The 16,973-nt window shown below is 72.9% G+C and carries 16 protein-coding genes; 2 read left to right on the plus strand and 14 right to left on the minus strand.

Annotated features, from left to right (window positions below; genetic code table 11):
- The first annotated feature begins 2 nt into the window (after positions 1-2).
- Positions 3-392, plus strand: coding sequence for an ArsR/SmtB family transcription factor (locus ACIRQY_RS30740; protein WP_403931123.1), 390 nt, complete (start codon positions 3-5; stop codon positions 390-392).
- A gap of 469 nt (positions 393-861) precedes the next feature.
- Here ACIRQY_RS30740 and ACIRQY_RS30745 read toward each other — a convergent pair whose 3' ends face one another.
- Entirely contained in the window at positions 862-1,341 is a 480-nt protein-coding gene (locus ACIRQY_RS30745; protein WP_403931124.1) for a hypothetical protein, read from the minus strand.
- 327 nt (positions 1,342-1,668) lie between these two features.
- On the opposite strand from ACIRQY_RS30745, the gene ACIRQY_RS30750 reads away from it, so the two are divergent.
- Positions 1,669-2,385: a phosphatase PAP2 family protein gene (locus ACIRQY_RS30750; RefSeq protein WP_403931165.1), complete on the plus strand. Its 717-nt coding sequence runs from the start codon at positions 1,669-1,671 to the stop codon at positions 2,383-2,385.
- Between the two features lie 7 nt (positions 2,386-2,392).
- Here the strand turns inward: ACIRQY_RS30750 and ACIRQY_RS30755 are convergent, their stop codons facing one another.
- From ACIRQY_RS30755 to ACIRQY_RS30815, 13 genes are all read right to left on the minus strand, one after another.
- Positions 2,393-3,718, minus strand: a complete 1,326-nt coding sequence (locus ACIRQY_RS30755) for a glutamate-1-semialdehyde 2,1-aminomutase (protein WP_403931125.1) — start codon at positions 3,716-3,718, stop codon at positions 2,393-2,395.
- Positions 3,719-3,725: 7 nt separating this feature from the next.
- Positions 3,726-4,295 (minus strand): dTDP-4-dehydrorhamnose 3,5-epimerase, encoded by a 570-nt coding sequence (gene rfbC, locus ACIRQY_RS30760; RefSeq protein ID WP_403931126.1) that lies wholly within the window; start codon positions 4,293-4,295, stop codon positions 3,726-3,728.
- Positions 4,292-5,530, minus strand: coding sequence for a polysaccharide pyruvyl transferase family protein (locus tag ACIRQY_RS30765; RefSeq protein WP_403931128.1), 1,239 nt, complete (start codon positions 5,528-5,530; stop codon positions 4,292-4,294). Before ACIRQY_RS30765 ends, rfbC begins: the two co-directional genes overlap by 4 nt.
- Positions 5,527-6,474 carry a glycosyltransferase family 2 protein gene (locus ACIRQY_RS30770; protein ID WP_351784306.1) on the minus strand — a complete coding sequence of 316 codons (948 nt, stop codon included), beginning with the start codon at positions 6,472-6,474 and terminating at the stop codon, positions 5,527-5,529. The genes ACIRQY_RS30765 and ACIRQY_RS30770 overlap by 4 nt, the downstream gene beginning before the upstream one ends.
- On the minus strand, positions 6,471-7,766 hold the full coding sequence (locus tag ACIRQY_RS30775; RefSeq protein ID WP_403931130.1) for a hypothetical protein: 1,296 nt from the start codon (positions 7,764-7,766) through the stop codon (positions 6,471-6,473). The genes ACIRQY_RS30770 and ACIRQY_RS30775 overlap by 4 nt, the downstream gene beginning before the upstream one ends.
- A gap of 4 nt (positions 7,767-7,770) precedes the next feature.
- Positions 7,771-9,045, minus strand: coding sequence for a DUF4910 domain-containing protein (locus ACIRQY_RS30780; protein ID WP_403931131.1), 1,275 nt, complete (start codon positions 9,043-9,045; stop codon positions 7,771-7,773).
- Positions 9,042-10,067, minus strand: a complete 1,026-nt coding sequence (locus tag ACIRQY_RS30785) for an SDR family oxidoreductase (RefSeq protein WP_351784312.1) — start codon at positions 10,065-10,067, stop codon at positions 9,042-9,044. Before ACIRQY_RS30785 ends, ACIRQY_RS30780 begins: the two co-directional genes overlap by 4 nt.
- A 3-nt stretch (positions 10,068-10,070) precedes the next feature.
- Entirely contained in the window at positions 10,071-10,718 is a 648-nt protein-coding gene (locus ACIRQY_RS30790) for a PIG-L deacetylase family protein (protein ID WP_351784314.1), read from the minus strand.
- Positions 10,715-11,521, minus strand: coding sequence for a glucose-1-phosphate cytidylyltransferase (locus tag ACIRQY_RS30795; protein ID WP_351784316.1), 807 nt, complete (start codon positions 11,519-11,521; stop codon positions 10,715-10,717). Before ACIRQY_RS30795 ends, ACIRQY_RS30790 begins: the two co-directional genes overlap by 4 nt.
- A complete protein-coding gene (locus tag ACIRQY_RS30800) occupies positions 11,518-12,753 on the minus strand; it encodes a methyltransferase domain-containing protein (protein ID WP_403931134.1) in 1,236 nt (411 codons plus the stop codon). Before ACIRQY_RS30800 ends, ACIRQY_RS30795 begins: the two co-directional genes overlap by 4 nt.
- Positions 12,750-14,027: a glycosyltransferase gene (locus ACIRQY_RS30805; protein WP_403931135.1), complete on the minus strand. Its 1,278-nt coding sequence runs from the start codon at positions 14,025-14,027 to the stop codon at positions 12,750-12,752. Before ACIRQY_RS30805 ends, ACIRQY_RS30800 begins: the two co-directional genes overlap by 4 nt.
- Before the next feature lie 6 nt (positions 14,028-14,033).
- Entirely contained in the window at positions 14,034-15,257 is a 1,224-nt protein-coding gene (locus ACIRQY_RS30810) for an O-antigen ligase domain-containing protein (RefSeq protein ID WP_403931137.1), read from the minus strand.
- Positions 15,258-15,378: 121 nt separating this feature from the next.
- Positions 15,379-16,917: a right-handed parallel beta-helix repeat-containing protein gene (locus ACIRQY_RS30815; protein ID WP_403931139.1), complete on the minus strand. Its 1,539-nt coding sequence runs from the start codon at positions 16,915-16,917 to the stop codon at positions 15,379-15,381.
- Positions 16,918-16,973 lie beyond the last annotated feature (56 nt).

The following is a 16,973-nucleotide window of genomic DNA, read 5'->3' on the forward strand; positions in this document are numbered from 1 at the left end:
GCATGGGCCACGGACGCCAGACCACCAGCAGTGCCAGTACCCGCGAGCGCCTCGACGCGGTCGGCACCGCTGACGTCGCCGCCACCCTCCAGGCCCTGGCCACCCCCTCCCGGCTCTACATCCTCGCCCGCCTCCAGGAGGGCCCCTGCTCGGTCGGTGAGCTCGCCGGGGCCGTCGGCATGGAGAACTCGGCCTGCTCCCACCAGCTCCGCCTGCTGCGCAACCTCGGCCTGGTCACCGGTGAACGCCAGGGCCGCAGCATCGTCTACTCGCTCTACGACGACCATGTCGCCGAACTCCTCGACCAGGCCCTGTACCACGTCGAGCACCTGCGCCTCGGGGTCCACGACGCCCCGGCCCGCGAACCCGCCCCGGCCACCGCCACCCGCTGAGCGGAGCCCCCACGGCCCGCTGATCGAGCCGCGCCCGCCGTCGGCGTGACCTTCGGCCGGACGACGGCGGCGTCGAAGCGCCGCGTGGTCCACGGCGTGATGACATCGAGGGCCGGGGCGGGCGCGCCGGTCCTCATACCGTCCCGTTACCCCTGGTCTTGACGCCGGGGTTCGCGGACCGCCGGAACCGCTGGTCGTCCAGGGCCCGCGAAGGCGCGTCACGGCCACGCCGACGAGACCGCCGACCTCTGCCGTACGCCGAACTCCTCCGGCGCGCCTCGGAGTGTCGGGACCCTAGGGCCCGTCTGACAATTCCCGCCTGCCTCACGACGCCATGCACGCACTCTCGGCGCACCGGCCCCAGACCCACGTACGTCCAGTACGAGGGCCTGGGGCCAGCACGCCGAGAGCACGCACCTGACGCCGCGCGGCCGCCCTGCGGGCGACGACGGGAATGGTCAGACAGGCCCTAGGAGGTCGATCCTCCGCGCCGGGGGCGGGCCGTGTGGACCGTGTCCGGCTCGGACGGCAGTGGGCGGTCCGGGTGGAAGCGCGGCAGATCGTAGGAGGGTATGAGGAAGCTGCGGTATCCGGCGGGGCCGGAGCTCTCCGCCCAGAACACGCCCCCGGCCACTACATGGCCGTCGCCGCCGGACCCGGTCTCCAGGACGAACGCGCGCCAGTCGTGCCAACGCCGTCCGTCCGCGGCCCGCAGCCGCTCCTCCTCCGTCTCGGAAGCCAGTCGTACGGTCAGGGACGGGTAGTGGTCGCGGATCGAGAGCGCGCCGACATCCGTGAACAGGAGTTCCACCGTGGTGGCCAGCCCGGCCTCGGTGTCCCGCTCACCACGGAACAGGAGCTGGCTGTGTCCGACGACGTACGCGAAGAGACGCAGGGGCCGCTCGAAGGAGACCGGCAGATCCACCGGCTCCGTCTTCCGTCCCGCCATGAGAACCCTCCACCTCCGCCGCCGCCCGGCCGGTCGTCTCCGCCGTCTCCACCGTGTGGGAGAGAGGGCGTCACTGTACCCGTGGGCGGGCGGTCACTGCCCGGGGCGCCGTCCGAGTGATCCCGTACGCCGTGTGCCGCGCCCGGTCCGTTGGCTAGGGTGAGGCCCGAGGGCCGCCCGGCCCCGGCGCGCCGAGGGAACGCACCCTGACGCCGCGCGGCCGCCCTACGGGCGACGACGGGAATGGTCGGACAGGCCCTTGCCCCGAGGGGCAGTTGAGGCCGTCGGACAGCGGCCGGACACGACGAGGGGGCTTCGTTGGACCGCCTGATCACCACCGCCACCACCACCGCGGAACCGGGCGGGACCGGTCGGCCGACACCCCCGGTACTGCCACCCGCGCTGCGGGCGACGCTGGGACCGGCGGCCGTCCTCGCCGCCCTCGTGGTCCTCCTGCTCGGCGTCCTGTACGGCGGCCGTGGCGGGCCCGGCGCCGTGGACGAGCGGATCGCGGCGGCCCTGGACGGCGTCCGGCCGCCGTGGCGGACGCTCGCCCTGGCCGTCGACTTCCTGGGGGAACCCGCCGGAGCGGCGGCGCTGATCGCGGTCGCCGTGGCGGGCTGCCTGCTGCTCCGCCGTCCCCGCGCGGCCGTGTTCGTCGTCCTCGGCACCGGTGTGCCCGTGGTGGCGACGACCCTGCTCAAGCACGTCGTGGGCCGGACCATCAATGGCGGCCACCTGTCCTACCCGAGCGGGCACACCGCCTTCCTCACCGCCCTCGCCCTCGTGGCGGGAGTGCTCGTGGCCGGACGCCTCGGCCTCGCCAGGGTTCCCGGGGCGCTGCTGGTGCTCACCGGGGCCCTGGTCGCCGGGGGCGCCATGGGCTGGGCGCAGGTCGCCCTGGACGCGCACTACCCGACCGACACCGTCGGCGGCTGGTGCACCGCGCTCGCGCTCGTACCGGCCCTCGCCCGGCTGATCGACCGGACGGCCGACCGGCGGGCCGCGCGGACGGCCGCCACCGGCCGCCCCGCACGGCCCTGACGTCAGGTCACGCCAGACGGCGGAACACGGGCTTCACCGGCCGTCCCGCCAGCCACGGGGTCGGGTCCCCGGCGTCCAGCGCCTTGCGGTACAGCGTGCACGCCTCGGCCACCACCTCCACGGTGTGGTCGATGTCGGCCTCGTCGAGCGCGCTGCTCACCACGAACGACGGGGCGAGCACCCCGCCCGTGAGCAGGGCGCGCAGGAACAGGGTGCGGTACTCCTGCGAGGGCCGCCCGGCCCCGTCGAGGGTGGCGAACACCAGATTGCTGGCCCGGCCCCGGACGAGGAGGTGCTCGCCGACGCCCGCTCCGGCCGCCGCCGCGCGGACCCCGGCGGCCAGCCGCTCGCCGAGGGCGTGCAGCCGCGCGGTGATCCCCTCCTCGGCATAGGTGGTGAGGACGGCCGTCGCGGCGGCCAGCGAGTGGGTCTCCGCGCCGTGCGTGGTGGACAGCAGGAACACCCGGTCGCCGGAGTGCCGCAGCCCGCCCCGCTCCATCAGCTCGCGGCGCCCGGCGAGCGCGGAGACGGCGAAGCCGTTGCCCAGCGCCTTGCCGAACGTGGAGAGGTCGGGGACGACGCCGTACAGGCCCTGGGCGCCCGCCTCCGACCAGCGGAGACCGGTGATCATCTCGTCGAAGACCAGCACGCATCCGTGCCGGTCGGCCAGTTCGCGCAGACCCGCGAGGTAGCCGGGCGGCGGCTCGCTGTGCCCCGCGGGCTCCAGGATCAGACAGGCGACCTCGTCCGGGTGGCGGGAGAGCAGTTCCTCCGTGGCGGCCAGGTCCCCGTACGGGAAGGCCAGGGTGAGTTCGGTGGTCGCCGCCGGAATGCCCGCGGGCATCGGCGTGGTGCCGATGAACCAGTCGTCGGTGGAGAAGAACGGCTGGTCGCCGCAGACGGCCACCCGGGGGCGCCCGGTGACGGCGCGGGCCAGGCGCACCGCCGCGGTCGTGACGTCGGAGCCGTTCTTCGCGAACTTCACCATCTCGGCGGTCGGCACCGTGGCCAGGAACCGCTCGGCGGCCTCGACCTCCAGGATGGACGGCCGGACGAAGTTGCCGCCCCGGTCCAGCTCCCGCCGTACCGCCTCGGTGACGCGCGGATGGACATGGCCGAGACTGACCGACCGCAGACCGGAGCCGTACTCGATGTAGCGGTTGCCGTCCACGTCCCACACATGGGCGCCCCGCCCGTGGCTGATGACCGGGGCCAGGTCCTCGGGGTACTGGTCGTCGCCCTTGGCGTAGGTGTGCGCGCCGCCCGGGATCAGGGCGTGCAGCCGCTCGTTCGCCCGCCGCGAGCGGGGGAGGGAGAAGTCTTCGGTGTTCACGCTGATCTCAGTTCTCCTCGTGCTTCAGAGCCTCGGCGTGCTTCAGAGCCTCGGCGAGACTCGGCGCCTCCCGGTCCCGCAGGGACACCGAAGCGACCGGCAGCGGCCACGGAATGCCGAGCTCTGGGTCGTCGAAGGCGATCGTCACGTCCTCGGCCGGATCGTGCGGCCGGTCGATGCGGTACGCGATGTCGGCGGTCTCGGTGAGCGCCTGGAAGCCGTGCGCGCACCCCGCCGGGATGTAGAGGGTCCGCTGCGTCTCGCCGGAGAGGTCGAAGAAGGCCGTGTTGCGGTACGTCGGGGAGCCCGCCCGCAGATCGACGACGACGTCGAAGATCCTCCCGTACGAGCACCGTACGAGTTTGGCCTCCCCGGCGCCCGCGCGCAGGTGCAGACCGCGCAGCACGCCCCGGACTGACCGGGACAGGCTGTCCTGGACGAAGGCGTCCGGGTCGAGGCCGACCGAGCGGACCACCTCGGCGTCGAAGGTGCGGCAGAAGAAGCCGCGCTCGTCGGCGTAGGGCGTCGGCTCGAACAGGTAGGCCCCGTCGATCTCCGGGACCGGGGTCGCTCTCATGTGTTCTCCCGCAGGGCGTGGGTGTGGGCAGGACCGGTCCTCGGGAAGAGGGCCGAGGTCAGGGCGGCGAACTGGTGGTCGAGGCGCCGGGCCGCGGTCCGGTTGCGTTCGGCGAGGACGCTCCGCAGTTCCACCGAGCGCCGTTCGAGCTCCCGGAACTGTTCGAGCAGCCGGTCGGCGTCCACCTCGCGCGCCGGATGGCGGTACGCGCCGAGGCCCATCTCGGCCATCAGCGCGTCGCTCTTCGCCGCGTAGCTGAGCGCGAGCGTGGGCGTGCCGACCTTCAGCGCGCAGACCAGATTGTGGTAACGGGTCGCCACCACCGTGTCGGCGGCGGCCATCTCCTTCATCAGATCGCCGAGCGAGGCCGCCTCCGAGGCGGTGACCAGCGGAGAGTCCACCGCTTCGAGGATCGCGGCCACCACCGGCGCGTCGCACGCGTCCCCGGTGACCAGCCGGACCGGCCGTCCGTCCTCGGCCAGCGCACGGACGAACCGGGTCGTCCCGTCGAGATAGCGCCGGTGGATCTCCTCGGCGCGGTCGCGGTCGTCGTTGCCCCCGTGGAAGGCCATGACACCGACACAGACCGGGCCCGGCGACCCGGGAGGCGTGCCCGGCGACGGAGCCGGGAGGGCGAACGCGAGGTCCGGATACACCTCGTCGCGCGAGGTGTCCACGCCCATCGCCCGCATCGCGTCCCGCGACAGGGTGTCGCGGTACGACCGGTACGCGGCCAGCCGCGCCGACCAGCGCACCAGCGCCCGGGTCGGCCGCTCGCGGATCGTGTCGGCGCCGACCCCGGCCAGCGCGACCCGGGTGCCGAACAGCCGCCCGGTCGCGCAGAGCAGGAACAGCGCGTACGGGAAACCCCACGGCCGCAGCGGCAGCGTGGCCTCCAGGACCCCCATGCCCGGCACGATCACCACATCGTGGCGGCGCACCCAGACGGCCGTCCGCACGGCGTCGACGAGCTTGCCCAGGCCCTTGCCCGCGACCGCGCCCGCCCGCGACGCCGTCCGGTACTCCCCGCCGTACCAGTGCAGCCGGGTCGCGGGGACGCCGTACCGGGCGGTGACCGCCTCGGGCCCGCCGCACAGCGCGTCCACCACCGCTCCCGGATGCTCCGCGCGGAGGTAGCCGAGGACCGCTTCGAGTGAACCGTCGTTGCCCAGGTTGCCGGAGCCCAGCAGCCCGAACACCCCGACGCGCGCCGCGCCCCGCCGGGCGGAGCTCACGCCTTCCTCCCCTCGCGCCCGGCGACCAGGTCGTCTAGGGAGACCGTGGTCCGGCGCGGGTCGACCGGAGCACGGTCCTCGACCCGCTCACCGGCACCCGGCCGGACCCGGCTGGTCGCCCACGCGACCAGATGTCCGTAGCAGGCGCGCCGGTCCGCCGTGGACAGCGGCGCCCGCCGGATCGCCGACACGAAGCCCGCCACGTACTCGGCGAGCAGCCGGGGCGTCGGATGCAGCGGACCGGCCCGGCGCGGGTCCAGGTTGACGCACCGGGAACGCTTGGACGGATTGGCCCGCTCGGCCCGGGTCGGGTGGTCGCGGCGGAAGTACAGCAGCTCCGGCACCTGGTGGAACGGCCCGTGCAGACCGATCTCGGAGACGAACGTGCGGTCCGCGTGGTGGTAGCTGTCGTGCGGCTTCACCCGGCGCAGCACATCGGCCCGCATCACCCCGTAGAAGTCGTCGCCGCCGGGCTCGAACAGCATGCTGCGAAAACGCGTCGGCGCGTGCGGGGAGTCGGTGGCGAGACCGTACGCGTACGGCACCTTCACCCGGCCCTCGCCGTCGATGACCGCCTGCCCGCTGTGCGCCAGGATCACCTCCGGCCGCTCGTCCAGCGCCTCCACACAGGCCCGCAGCAGGTCCCGGGCGTACAGGTCGTCGTGCGAGGCCCACTTGAACAGCTCGCCCCGGCACTCGGTGAACACGTAGTTGTGGTTCGGCGCGGCGCCGATGTTCCGGGGCAGCCGGATGTACCGGACGCGCGAGTCCCGCTCGGCGTAGCGGCGGCAGATGTCCCGGGTCCCGTCGGTCGACGCGTTGTCGGAGACGACCAGCTCGAAGTCCTCGTACGTCTGGCCGAGCAGGGCCTCGAACGCCTCGGCGAGGTACTCCTCGCCGTTGTACACGGGCAGTCCGACGCTCAGCCGGGGAGGGGTGGTCATGTGGTCCTCACTTCACGGATGGTGTGGTGATCGTGCGCGCGCAGGGCCGACCGCAGCTCCAGCCACCACACGGCGGAACTCACCGCCGTCGCTCCGGCGACGCCCCAGGCGGAGCCGACGGTCCCGCCGACGAGCGCCCCGCCGAGCCCGCCGCAGACGTAGAGGGTGGAGGCGATCAGCTGACAGCGCAGACTGCGCCGGGCGGCGGCGAGCGCGCGCAGCCCGGACGCCGCGCCGGTGCCCAGGCTCGCGCCCGCGACACCGAGCGTGGCCGGCACGATGAGCTGCGAGGCGGCGTACCAGACACCGCCGAGCACGAACTCACCGAACCGGTCCGGTACGAAGAGCAGCGCCGCGCCCCAGAGCAGCGCGGCGACGGCCTGCCCGCCGCCGAGCAGCAGACAGAACACGCGCAGCCGGTGCGGGGCCTGCCGCAGGACCCGCGCCGCCTCCGCGACGGTGACGAGCGAGAGGCCCATCAGGACCGCGAGGAACGGGCCGAGCAGCAGCTCGGAACCCCGGACGACGCCGACCGCGCTGACCCCGACGATCGCGCCGAGCCCGTAGGCGCGCAGCTGGCCCGCCCCGCTGACGCCGACGTTCTCGACGAGGTACCGGTAGCCGAGGTCGCGCTGTTCGCGCAGCCAGGCGCGCGCCTCGGTCACCCGGGGCCGGATGCCGGACTGGTAGCAGCCGTACGCCGCCGGAACGGCGGCGGCGGCTCCCCAGGCGAGCACGAACCCGGCGACGCTGCCCACCCGGGCCGCGACCACCATGGCGGGGACCAGCGCCAGACCGCCCAGGAGGTCGTTGGTGAAGGCCTTCCGCCCGGTGCCCGCGGCGAAGAAGGAGAACCGCCAGGCGTCCTGGAGCAGCAGCGCGGGCAGGACGGCGCCGAGGCAGGCGAACGCGTGCCCCACCCGGCCGCCGATGCCGAGCCCGGCCGCCAGGCACACGGTTCCGATGACGGCGGCGACACAGAGCGCGGTCCCGGTCGACCGGGCCGCCGCCGGGCGCCAGACCCCCGTCGGCACCCCGCTGAAGCGCACCATCAGCGGGTCGGTGGCCAGCCCCCGGGAGACCCCGAGCACCACCCCGTAGGTCACCCAGACCAGGCTGAACACGCCGAACGCGGCCAGCCCGAGCGACCGTGCGACATAGACCCCCACGACGAAGTTGGTCATGCTGCAGACCGCCTGGTCGGCCAGCCCCCAGGACAGCCGCCCGGCGATGGTCCGCAGGGCGGTGGGCCGGGCCGGGGGCACCGCCGTCCTCTCGCTTCCGGTGCTCATCGGGTCACGCCTTGATCAGTCCGGCGTCACGCAGGGCGTCGGCCGCGTCGGCGACCGTGTCGAACGGCAGGCCCGAGCGCTCGGCGACGTCCAGCAGATCGTGCTCGCCGTCCGACATGCTGAGCACCCAGAGCATGGCCATCTGCGCCTGTTTCGCGTCGCTGCGCCCGCCGAGCGAGTCGTACAGCCCGCGTCGGCCCAACTGCGGTTCCCCGTAAGGGCTGAGGTTCTGGTACCGCCGGTTGCGGTCCAGCACCGCGAACACCTCGCGGCAGACGGCGAGCGTGTCAGCCATCGCCTCCGGGGAGACGAAATCCGGATTGTCCGCCGAGGTGTGGTACTCCGGATAGGCCGCGTACGGGGTGCGGCTGAGCGAGCCCACACCGAGATTGAAACCGGGGGAGCAGTACTGCCGTTCGTCGTAGCCGTACGGCGTGAACTCGTCGATCCGGTGCGGCCGTTCCGAGGCCGTCAGCACATGCCGCACCACCCGGTCGATGTCCGCGTCGCCGCGCCTGCTCCGCTTGTACGTCAGCCGGCCCGGGTCCCCGGCGCAGGCCAGCACCAGACCGTGCTCGACCCGTTGCACCCGCTCCGCGTTGCGGGCCAGCCAGGTGATCGCCCCGATGGTCCCCGGCGCGAAGACGAACCGGTAGGTGTAGTACGGCGTCCGCTCGGCCAGCTCCTTGGCCAGGAACGCCGCCACCGCGACACCGGCCATGTTGTCGTTGGCCAGCGAGGGGTGGCAGATGTGACAGGAGACGATCACCTCCTCCGGCACCTGCCCCGGCACCACGTGCTCCGCGTAGGTGAGGTGGCCGTCCGCGAGGGTGGAGTCGATCCGCACCTCGTAGTCGCCGTCCGGCATCGCGTCCAGGGTCTCCTGGGACAGGCAGAACCCCCACTCCGGCGTGTAGTAGCTGGTCCGGTACGGCACCCAGGAAGGCCGGTCCGGCAGGGTGTGCAGATGGTCCCGCAGTTCCGCCAGCGGCATGGTCGCCGCCACTGGCACGCTGTAGCCGAGCACGTGCAGACTGGAGGCGGCGAAGTCGACGACCCGTCTGCCGCTCGCGTCGGCGATGTACGCGTCCCGGATGTTCCACTCCTGCGGCACCGTCCAGTCGAGCACCCGCGTCCCGGTCGGCACCTCGTGCACCTGGAGCGGGAGGTGTTCGCCCACGATGTCCAGGGTGGCGCGCACCCCGTCGCCCGTGATGCTCCGGCAGAGCGGGTACAGCCGCTCCACCAGGGCGTGCATCTCCTCGCCGACCGTCGTCATCGGCGCCACCGCAGGGTGCCGTCGACCGCGCCGCTCTCGGACCCCGCGCGCAGCACGGCGAGCCGGGTGAACCGGCGCTCGAAGTCCTCCCTGGTCAGCCCGTGCTCCCGGTAGGCGTCGGCGAGTTCGAGAGCGCCCCGCTTCACCGTCCACTCGCAGTCGAAGCCGGGGATCGCCGCGCGGAACCGGGAGAAGTCCACCCGGTACGAGCGGGGGTCGGCGCCGTTCTCCCCGGTGATGCGGACCTTCGCGCCGGAGACCGCCTCGGCGACCTGTTCGGCGATCTCGGCGACGGTGACGTTGTTGGCCTCGCCGCCGATGTTGAACGCCCGGTCGTGCACCGCCTCGCGGGGCGCCTCCAGCGCGGCGGTGAAGGCACGCGCGATGTCGGCGGCGTGCACCAGCGGCCGCCACGGCGTGCCGTCGGAGAGCACCAGGACCTCGCCGGACAGCAGGGCGTGGCCCACCAGGTTGTTCAGGACGATGTCGGCGCGCAGCCGGGGCGAGTACCCGAAGGCGGTGGCGTTGCGCATGTACACCGGGGTGAAGTCGCCGTCGGCCAGCGCGTGCAGATCGTCCTCCACCCGCACCTTGGACTCCGCGTACGGCGTCACCGGACGCAGCGGGGCCTCCTCGGAGACCAGCTCGTCGCCCCCGGCGGCGCCGTAGACGGAGCAGGTCGACGCGTACAGGAAACGGCGCACCCCGGCCTCGCGGGCGAGCCGGGCCAGCCGCACGGAGGCGTGGTGGTTGATGTCGTAGGTCAGGTCCGGCGCCAGCGAGCCCAACGGGTCGTTGGAGAGCGCGGCCAGATGGATCACGGCGTCCACCCCGGCCACGTGCTCGGCCGTGACGTCCCGGAGGTCCACCCGGTGGCCCGCCGGGTCCTCCGGCCGGGGGCCGAGGACACAGTCCGCGAACAGGCCCGAGTCGAGGCCGACGACCTCGTGCCCGGCGGCGGCGAGGACCGGGGCCATCACGGTGCCCAGATAGCCCTGGTGTCCGGTCAGCAGTACGCGCAAGGTTCATTCCCCCAGGTCGAGAGTGAGTTTGGTGACGGCGAACGCCTCGGCGTAGCGCTCGTGGCATTCGATGCCCCGGATCCGCGCGAGGCCGAGGAAGGCCTCCCGGTCGTACCAGGGCCGGTGCCGCTGCGAGGGGTAGTGCTCCTGCAGCAGCCGCACCTTCCGCTCGGCGGTCTCCGGCGACAGCGGCTGATAGGCGGAGGGACGGCCCAGGTCGCCGTCCCACTTGACGATCTCGTAACCGAGCACCAGATGGTCACGGAATCCCGTGGTCATCAGCTTCGCCAGGCCCCGGTGGTCCTGGTGCGCGTCGTCGGTGCGCGGCGCGAGGACCAGGTCGGGATCGGTCCGGGCGCGCAGCTCCTCCACCGCGGCCTTGGCCTCGTCCCAGTGCGCGGGCAGCCGTCCGTCGGGCAGCTTCAGCACGGTCAGCCGCAGATCGGCGTCCGGGCAGAAGGCGGCGAGCGCGGCCCGCTCCTCGTCCTCCCGGTCGCCGCCACCGCCGGAGAGCACCAGCGCGTCGACCCGGACGCCCGGCCGGGCGAGACACACCGTCAGCAGGGTGCCGCCCGCGCCGATCGCGATGTCGTCGCAGTGCGCGCCCACCGCGACGATCCGGTCCAGGCCCCCGGCCCCGAGACGTATCACGCGGTCCCCACCCCGCCCGCGGTCGCGCCGTCCCGCTCCCACACGGCCCACGGGCGGTCGCCCCGGGCGTACCCGGCGTCGAGCGCGGCGCGTTCCTTCACGGTGTCGGTCGGCTTCCAGAAGCCCCGGTGCTGGTGCGCCACGAGCCGCCCGCTCTTGGCCAGGCCCGCGCAGCCGTCCGCGACCAGGTCCCCGTTCTCCGGTATGTGGTCGAAGACCTCCTGCCGGAGCACGAAGTAGCCGCCGTTCTCCCACAACGGCAGTTCGCTCACGGCGGTGATGCCGCCGACCAGGCCGTCCTCGGCGAGTTCCACGCAGTGGAACGAGGACTGCGGCGGCACCACCATCATCGACGCCCCGGCGTCCCGCCGGGAGAACCGGTCGATCATCTCCGGCAGCGGGGCGTCGGTGAGCACGTCGGCGTAGTTGGCGAGGAACATCTCGTCGCCTTCCAGATGGTGCCGCACCCGGCGCAGCCGCTCCCCGATCGGCGACTCCACCCCGGTCTGCGCGAACGTGATCGTCCAGTCGGAGATGTCCGTGGACAGCAGCTCCGTACGGCCCCGGCGCAGCACGAAGTCGTTGGACGTCGTCTCCTCGTAGCGGAGGAAGAAGTCCTTGATGTGATGGGCCCCGTACCCCAGGCACAGGATGAACTCCTTGTGCCCGAAGTGCGCGTAGTAGCGCATGACGTGCCAGATCAGCGGCCGGGGACCGACCATCGCCATCGGCTTGGGCACGTCGTCGGCGGTTCCGTTGCGCATCCGCATCCCGTAACCGCCGCAGAACAGCACGACCTTCATGACTTCACCTCGACGACGCTCAGTTCCGGGATGGGGAAGACCAGCCGGCCGCCCCACTCGTGGACGAAGGACAACTGCTCGACCAGCTCGTCCCGCAGGTTCCACGGCAGGACCAGGACGTAGTCCGGCCGGTCGGCGGCTATCCGCTCCGGCGGAAGGATCGGGATGCGGGTGCCCGGAGTGAACCTGCCGTGCTTGTACGGGTTGCGGTCCACCGTGTACGCCAGCAGGTCCGGCCGCACACCGCAGTGGTTGAGCAGGGTGTTGCCCTTGCCCGGCGCGCCGTAGCCGACGACCGTCTCACCGCGCTCGGCCGCCTCGACGAGGAACTTCAGGAGGTCCCTGCGCACCTTCGCCACCCGGGCCGAGAAGTCCGTGTACCCGGACAGCTCCTGCAGCCCGGCGGCCTTCTCCCGGGCCAGCACGTCCGCCACCCTCGGCGTCGGCTCCCCGGCTGCCTCCGACGGCCGGGCCCACAGCCGGATCGAACCGCCGTGCGTGGGCAGCAGCTCGACGTCCACCAGGGTCAGCCCACCGCTCGCGAGCGCCCGGATCGCGGACGCGACCGTGTAGTACTGGAAGTGCTCGTGGTAGATCGTGTCGTACTGGTTCTCCTCGATCAGGGTCAGCAGGTGCTGCACCTCGATGGAGACCCAGCCGTCGTCGGCGACCAGCGAACGCAGCCCCTGGGTGAAGCCGACCACGTCGGGGATGTGCGCGTACACGTTGTTGGCGACGACCAGGTCCGCCGGACCGTGCTCGGCCCGGACGGCCGAACCGGTCTCCGGGGACAGGAACGCGGTGAGCGTGGGCACGCCCGCCTCCCGCGCGGCGGCGCCCACGTTCACCGAGGGCTCCACCCCGAGGCAGCGCATCCCCCGGTCCACCACGTGCCGCAGCAGATAGCCGTCGTTGCTCGCGACCTCGACAACGAAGGCGTCCGGGCCCAGACCCGCCCGCCCCACGGCGTCCTCGACGAACACCCGGGCGTGCTCCACCCAGGACGTCGAGTACGACGAGAAGTACGCGTACTGCGTGAACGTCTCCTCCGGCGTGATCAGCGGAGGTATCTGCGCGAGCCAGCAGTCGGTGCAGACCCGCAGGTGCAGCGGGTACGTCGGTTCCGGCCGGTCCAGCTCCTCGGCGGCCAGAAAGCTCTCGCACGGCGGAGTCGCCCCCAGATCGACGACGCTGACCAGCGCCTCCGAACCGCAGAGTCGGCATCCTGTCATCTACTTCCCCCATCCCTGCCCGCGCGGTCGTCCCGCCGCGGGCCCGTGTTCCCGTTGCCTGTCGGCGGCGCGCCGTGCCCGCCGCCGGACCGCCCCGCCATCGCGGCGCGGTACCCCTCCACCAGACGTTCCAGGCCGACGGCGGGGCTGAAGCCCCGCTCGTAACGGCGCCGGGCCGCCCGGCCCATCTCCTGGTTGCGGTCCGGATCGGCCGTGACCTCCCGCACCCGGGACGCCAGCGAACCGGGCTCGCCCGGCCGGTGCAGCAGCCCCGTCACCCCTTCCTCGACGAGCTCGACGAAAGCGCCGTGACCGGCGGCGACGGCCGGAACCCCGGCCGCCATCGCCTCCGCGACCACCAGACCGAAGGTCTCCAGAGCCATCGAGGGAGCCAGCACGGCCACCGAACGGGCGACCGCCTTGCGGCACTCCGCCGGATCCAGCAGCCCCGCGTACCGCACGTCCTCCCGGCCCGCCGCCCACGCGGTCACCTCCGGCTCCAGCGGGCCCGCCCCGGCGATGACCAGCGGCACGCCCACCCCGCCCCCGGCGGCCAGCTCGTCCCACGCGGCCATCAGGAGCCGTATCCCCTTGGCCTCCGCGAGCCGCCCCAGGAACAGCAGGTGCTCCCCGGGGCCCTCCCGGCGGTCCGCCGGATCGGGCACGAAGTTGTGCTTCACCGCCAGCCGCTCCGACGGCATCCCGGACCGCACCAGCACGTCGCGCTGCGCCTGCGAGATGCAGAAGAACCGCTCCACGCCGGACCACCACCGCCGCCGGTTGACCGACAGACCGACCGCGATCGGAACCGTCGCGAGCCGGGAGTCGCGGTAACAGCCGTGCCGGACGGCGGGCAGCGCCCACGCCGTCCCCACGCACTCCGTGCACGACCGGCCCTCCCGGTGCAGCGTGCCGGGCGGGCACACCTGGGTGTAGTTGTGCAGCGTGGCGACGACGGGCACACCGACGTCGGCGCAGGCGGCCAGCACCGAGGGCGACAGCAGCGGAAAGACGTTGTGGACGTGCACCACGTCCGGCCGGTCGGCCCTGAGCCGGGCGGCGAGCTCCTTGCGGACCCCCGGGTTCCACGGCACGAGCAGCGGCACGGCCACCTTGCCCGCCAGCGACCGGCCGGCGATGTCGTCACTGCGCCGCTCGAACAGCTCGACCCGGTGGCCGCCCGCCCGCAGCAGCTCCACCTCCTCGTCGACGACCCTGTTCTCCCCGCTCGGCTGCGCCGAGGAGTATCGGTTGTGGACCACCAGGACATACATCTCAGGTCACCTCCGGGCCCATCGCGGGACACGTCGTCGGGGCATGTGGGGTGTCGGAAGGGGCTCGGCCGCGACGGGGGCCGCGAGCAGCGAGGCGGCCAGGGCCAGATGCAGGAGGTACGCGGAGGCGTCCCCGAGCCCCACCTCGGTGTACGAGGAGATCGCGCAGTAGCTGATCAGGAAGATTGCGCAGGCCCTCGGCAGCGACGGCGGCCGGAGCAGCGCGACACCCCCCAGCACGATGATCATCGACGCGACGAGCGCGACCCCGATCAGCCCCTGCTCGTGATAGACGGCCAGCCAGCTGTTGTCGATCGGCAGGCCGTCGAACGACTTGTCGCCCAGGCCGGTACCGAACGCCTGCTCCCCGAGCGTGCGGGGCATGGACAGGAGCGAGTCCCACACCACGGCCCGGCCCGTGAGGTTGGCGAAGTTCTCCTGGCTCTGCCCGCGCAGGAACCACGCCTGCATCGCGGAGCTGAACGCCACCGCCGCCACCGCGCCGCACACCACCGCCCAGGCGAAGAACCGGCGGGCGGCGGCGCTGGTCAGGACGAGCGAGCCGATCGCGAGGGACAGCCCGGCCAGCAGACCGAGCGTGGCCGTCCGGGTGTGCGTCATCGCGAGCAGGACCGCCGACAGCACGATGACCGCCGCCGCGTTGGCCCCACTGGTCCGACGGCCGATCAGCAGGAGCACCGTCAGCCCGATGATCACCGCGGAGTACTGCCCGATCTGCGGCGGGGTCAACGGCCACAGCGCGCCGACGAGCCGCCCCCCGTAGTACTCGGGCATCGCCGTCCCCGGCGCGACCGCCAGCCCGACGGCCACCAGCACGAGCACCGCGAAGTACATCCGGACGTGGTACCGGACGAACGTCAGACCACCGTCCCACCAGCGACTGAGCAGCCACAGCGTGCCGACGAACAGCGACAGCCGGGCACAGCGGAACAACGCGCCGAACCCGACCTCCAACTGCACACTGGCGATCAGACTCGGCACCAGCAGCAGCGTGAGCAGGAACACGAAGGCACTGGGCCGCACGCGCAGCCGGGGATTGAGCACCAGCGCCAGGGCGAACGCGGTGACCAGCGCGCCCATGGTGGCCATCTGTATCAAGGAGCGCGGGATCGCCACGACGGTCTTCGCCCCGGCCGAGCCCAGCGTGTTGAGACCGAGCAGCGCCCAGACGACGCCGACGGCCTTCGGCGTCCCGACGAGACGCGCCACGGCCCCGGGCTGTTCCTCGGACGCACCGGACGCACCGGACGCGCCCGACGCCACGGCGCCGGTCCGCGCCTCCGGCCCGCCCGTCCCGTCCCGTTCCGAACCCCTGGGGTCCTCGCTCATCTCAGCCCCCCGACCGCGCGGTGAAGGTGCTGCCCGCGTCCTGGAGGTACGGCGCCCGCCGCCACTGCCCCGAGTCGAGTCGCCGGCTCGGATCGTTGGCCACGAAGGTCCACGGCCCCCGGTAGACGTTGTCGTGCCAGCGGTTGTGCTGTTCCAGGGTGATCGCCCGCGCCACCCGGTCGCCCTGGTAAGGCGACCAGTCCGGGTAGGTGCCGTAGTTGGCCACCACCGCCATCCGGCCGCACCCCGCCGTGCACGCGAGGACGGACGGGTCGAGCAGGAACCGGTTGTCGTGGATGTCCACCCGCTGGGTCCGCCACCGGCAGTCCGCGTAGAGCGGAGCCCCGGCGATCGCCGGACGCGCGCAGCGCCCGGTGTCCTTCACCAGCAGCGTGCAGTATCCGGTGGAGGTGTTGGCCGGACTGTTGCAGAACCGGTCCGCGTTCTCCCACAGGGTGATCCCGTTCCAGTTGTCCTCCAGCACGTTCCGGTAGATCTCGATCTTGTCCGTGCGGGCCGGGACCCGTGGCTCGCCGCCGGACTCGGAGACGTAGACCGTCGCGTACGGGAAGTCGTCGCCGCCGTCGGCGGACGCGCGGCCCTCGACCCAGTTGTTCCGCCGGATCGTGTTGTTCCGGATGACCGCGTTGTAGCTGGTCTCGTACACCAGCGCGGCACCGTCATTGGCCTCGATGACGTTGTCCTCGATACGGAAGTCGTTGTTGTTGTTGTCCGCCCACAGCCCGGTGCCCCGGTTGTCGTGCACCCAGTTGCCCCGCACGTCGGCACCGTCGACCGCCCAGAACTTGATGCCCCCGCTGCATCCGCAGCCCGGGTCCCGCCGCTCCCAGTCGTCGGTGTTGTTCCCCACGACCTCGTTGCCCTCGACCACCAGACCACGGATGGAGTCGCCCGTCTTGTACGCGTTCATCCCGTACTGCCCGTTGGCGCGGAGGCAACTGCCCGTGAGCCGCTGACGCGCACCGGCCATCAGCCCGGCGCCGGAGTTGTGCTGGATCGTCATGTGCTCGATCACCCAGCCGTCGGCCATGTCGTGGTTGACCACGCCCTCGTTGTTCGGCGCGACGAAACGCTGCACCGTCAGATGGCCGAGCGTGACGCCCCGGGCGGTACCACCGAACGCGTACTGGTTGACCTTCCCGCCGTCCAGGACGGAGCCCGGCGCCCCCAGGTAGCGGTTCCCCTCCTTCGGCACGACCTGCGCGTACCGGTCCCCGTCCAGCCAGTGGGTGCCCGGACGCAGCCAGAACGTGGTGCCCGGGGGGCTGCCCGCGGTCTTCGCCGCCAGATCACCGACCACCGAGGGATCGACCGTCACCGCGCCCGCCGGGGCGGACGATGGCCCCGGCGCGGTCCCGTCGCACACCCGGGCCACGGACACGTCGGACGCCCCGGACGCGCTGGGCGCGCCCGTCGGAGCCACCGGGGCGCCCGACGCGCCCGTACAACCGGCCGCCACCGGCAGGACGAGCGCGAGCACCGCCACCGGCAACGCCCAGCGCCGCCTCCTGAACACCACGCCCCCTCCCAGAAACATGTCCCGCCGATCCGTACCGGGCTCGCGGGGCCCGGCCT

Origin of the sequence: Streptomyces sp. NPDC101490 (assembly GCF_044767145.1) — a bacterium.
In the GTDB taxonomy this organism is placed as follows: domain Bacteria; phylum Actinomycetota; class Actinomycetes; order Streptomycetales; family Streptomycetaceae; genus Streptomyces.

Bases quoted from the DNA above. Each gene is read 5' to 3' on its own strand.
- ACIRQY_RS30805 (WP_403931135.1), bottom strand. From the start codon at position 14,027: ATGTATGTCCTGGTGGTCCACAACCGATACTCCTCGGCGCAGCCGAGC.
- ACIRQY_RS30800 (WP_403931134.1), bottom strand. From the start codon at position 12,753: ATGACAGGATGCCGACTCTGCGGTTCGGAGGCGCTGGTCAGCGTCGTC.
- ACIRQY_RS30780 (WP_403931131.1), bottom strand. From the start codon at position 9,045: ATGACGACGGTCGGCGAGGAGATGCACGCCCTGGTGGAGCGGCTGTAC.
- ACIRQY_RS30745 (WP_403931124.1), bottom strand. From the start codon at position 1,341: ATGGCGGGACGGAAGACGGAGCCGGTGGATCTGCCGGTCTCCTTCGAG.
- rfbC (WP_403931126.1), bottom strand. From the start codon at position 4,295: ATGAGAGCGACCCCGGTCCCGGAGATCGACGGGGCCTACCTGTTCGAG.
- ACIRQY_RS30775 (WP_403931130.1), bottom strand. From the start codon at position 7,766: ATGAGCACCGGAAGCGAGAGGACGGCGGTGCCCCCGGCCCGGCCCACC.
- ACIRQY_RS30795 (WP_351784316.1), bottom strand. From the start codon at position 11,521: ATGAAGGTCGTGCTGTTCTGCGGCGGTTACGGGATGCGGATGCGCAAC.
- ACIRQY_RS30740 (WP_403931123.1), top strand. From the start codon at position 3: ATGGGCCACGGACGCCAGACCACCAGCAGTGCCAGTACCCGCGAGCGC.
- ACIRQY_RS30770 (WP_351784306.1), bottom strand. From the start codon at position 6,474: ATGACCACCCCTCCCCGGCTGAGCGTCGGACTGCCCGTGTACAACGGC.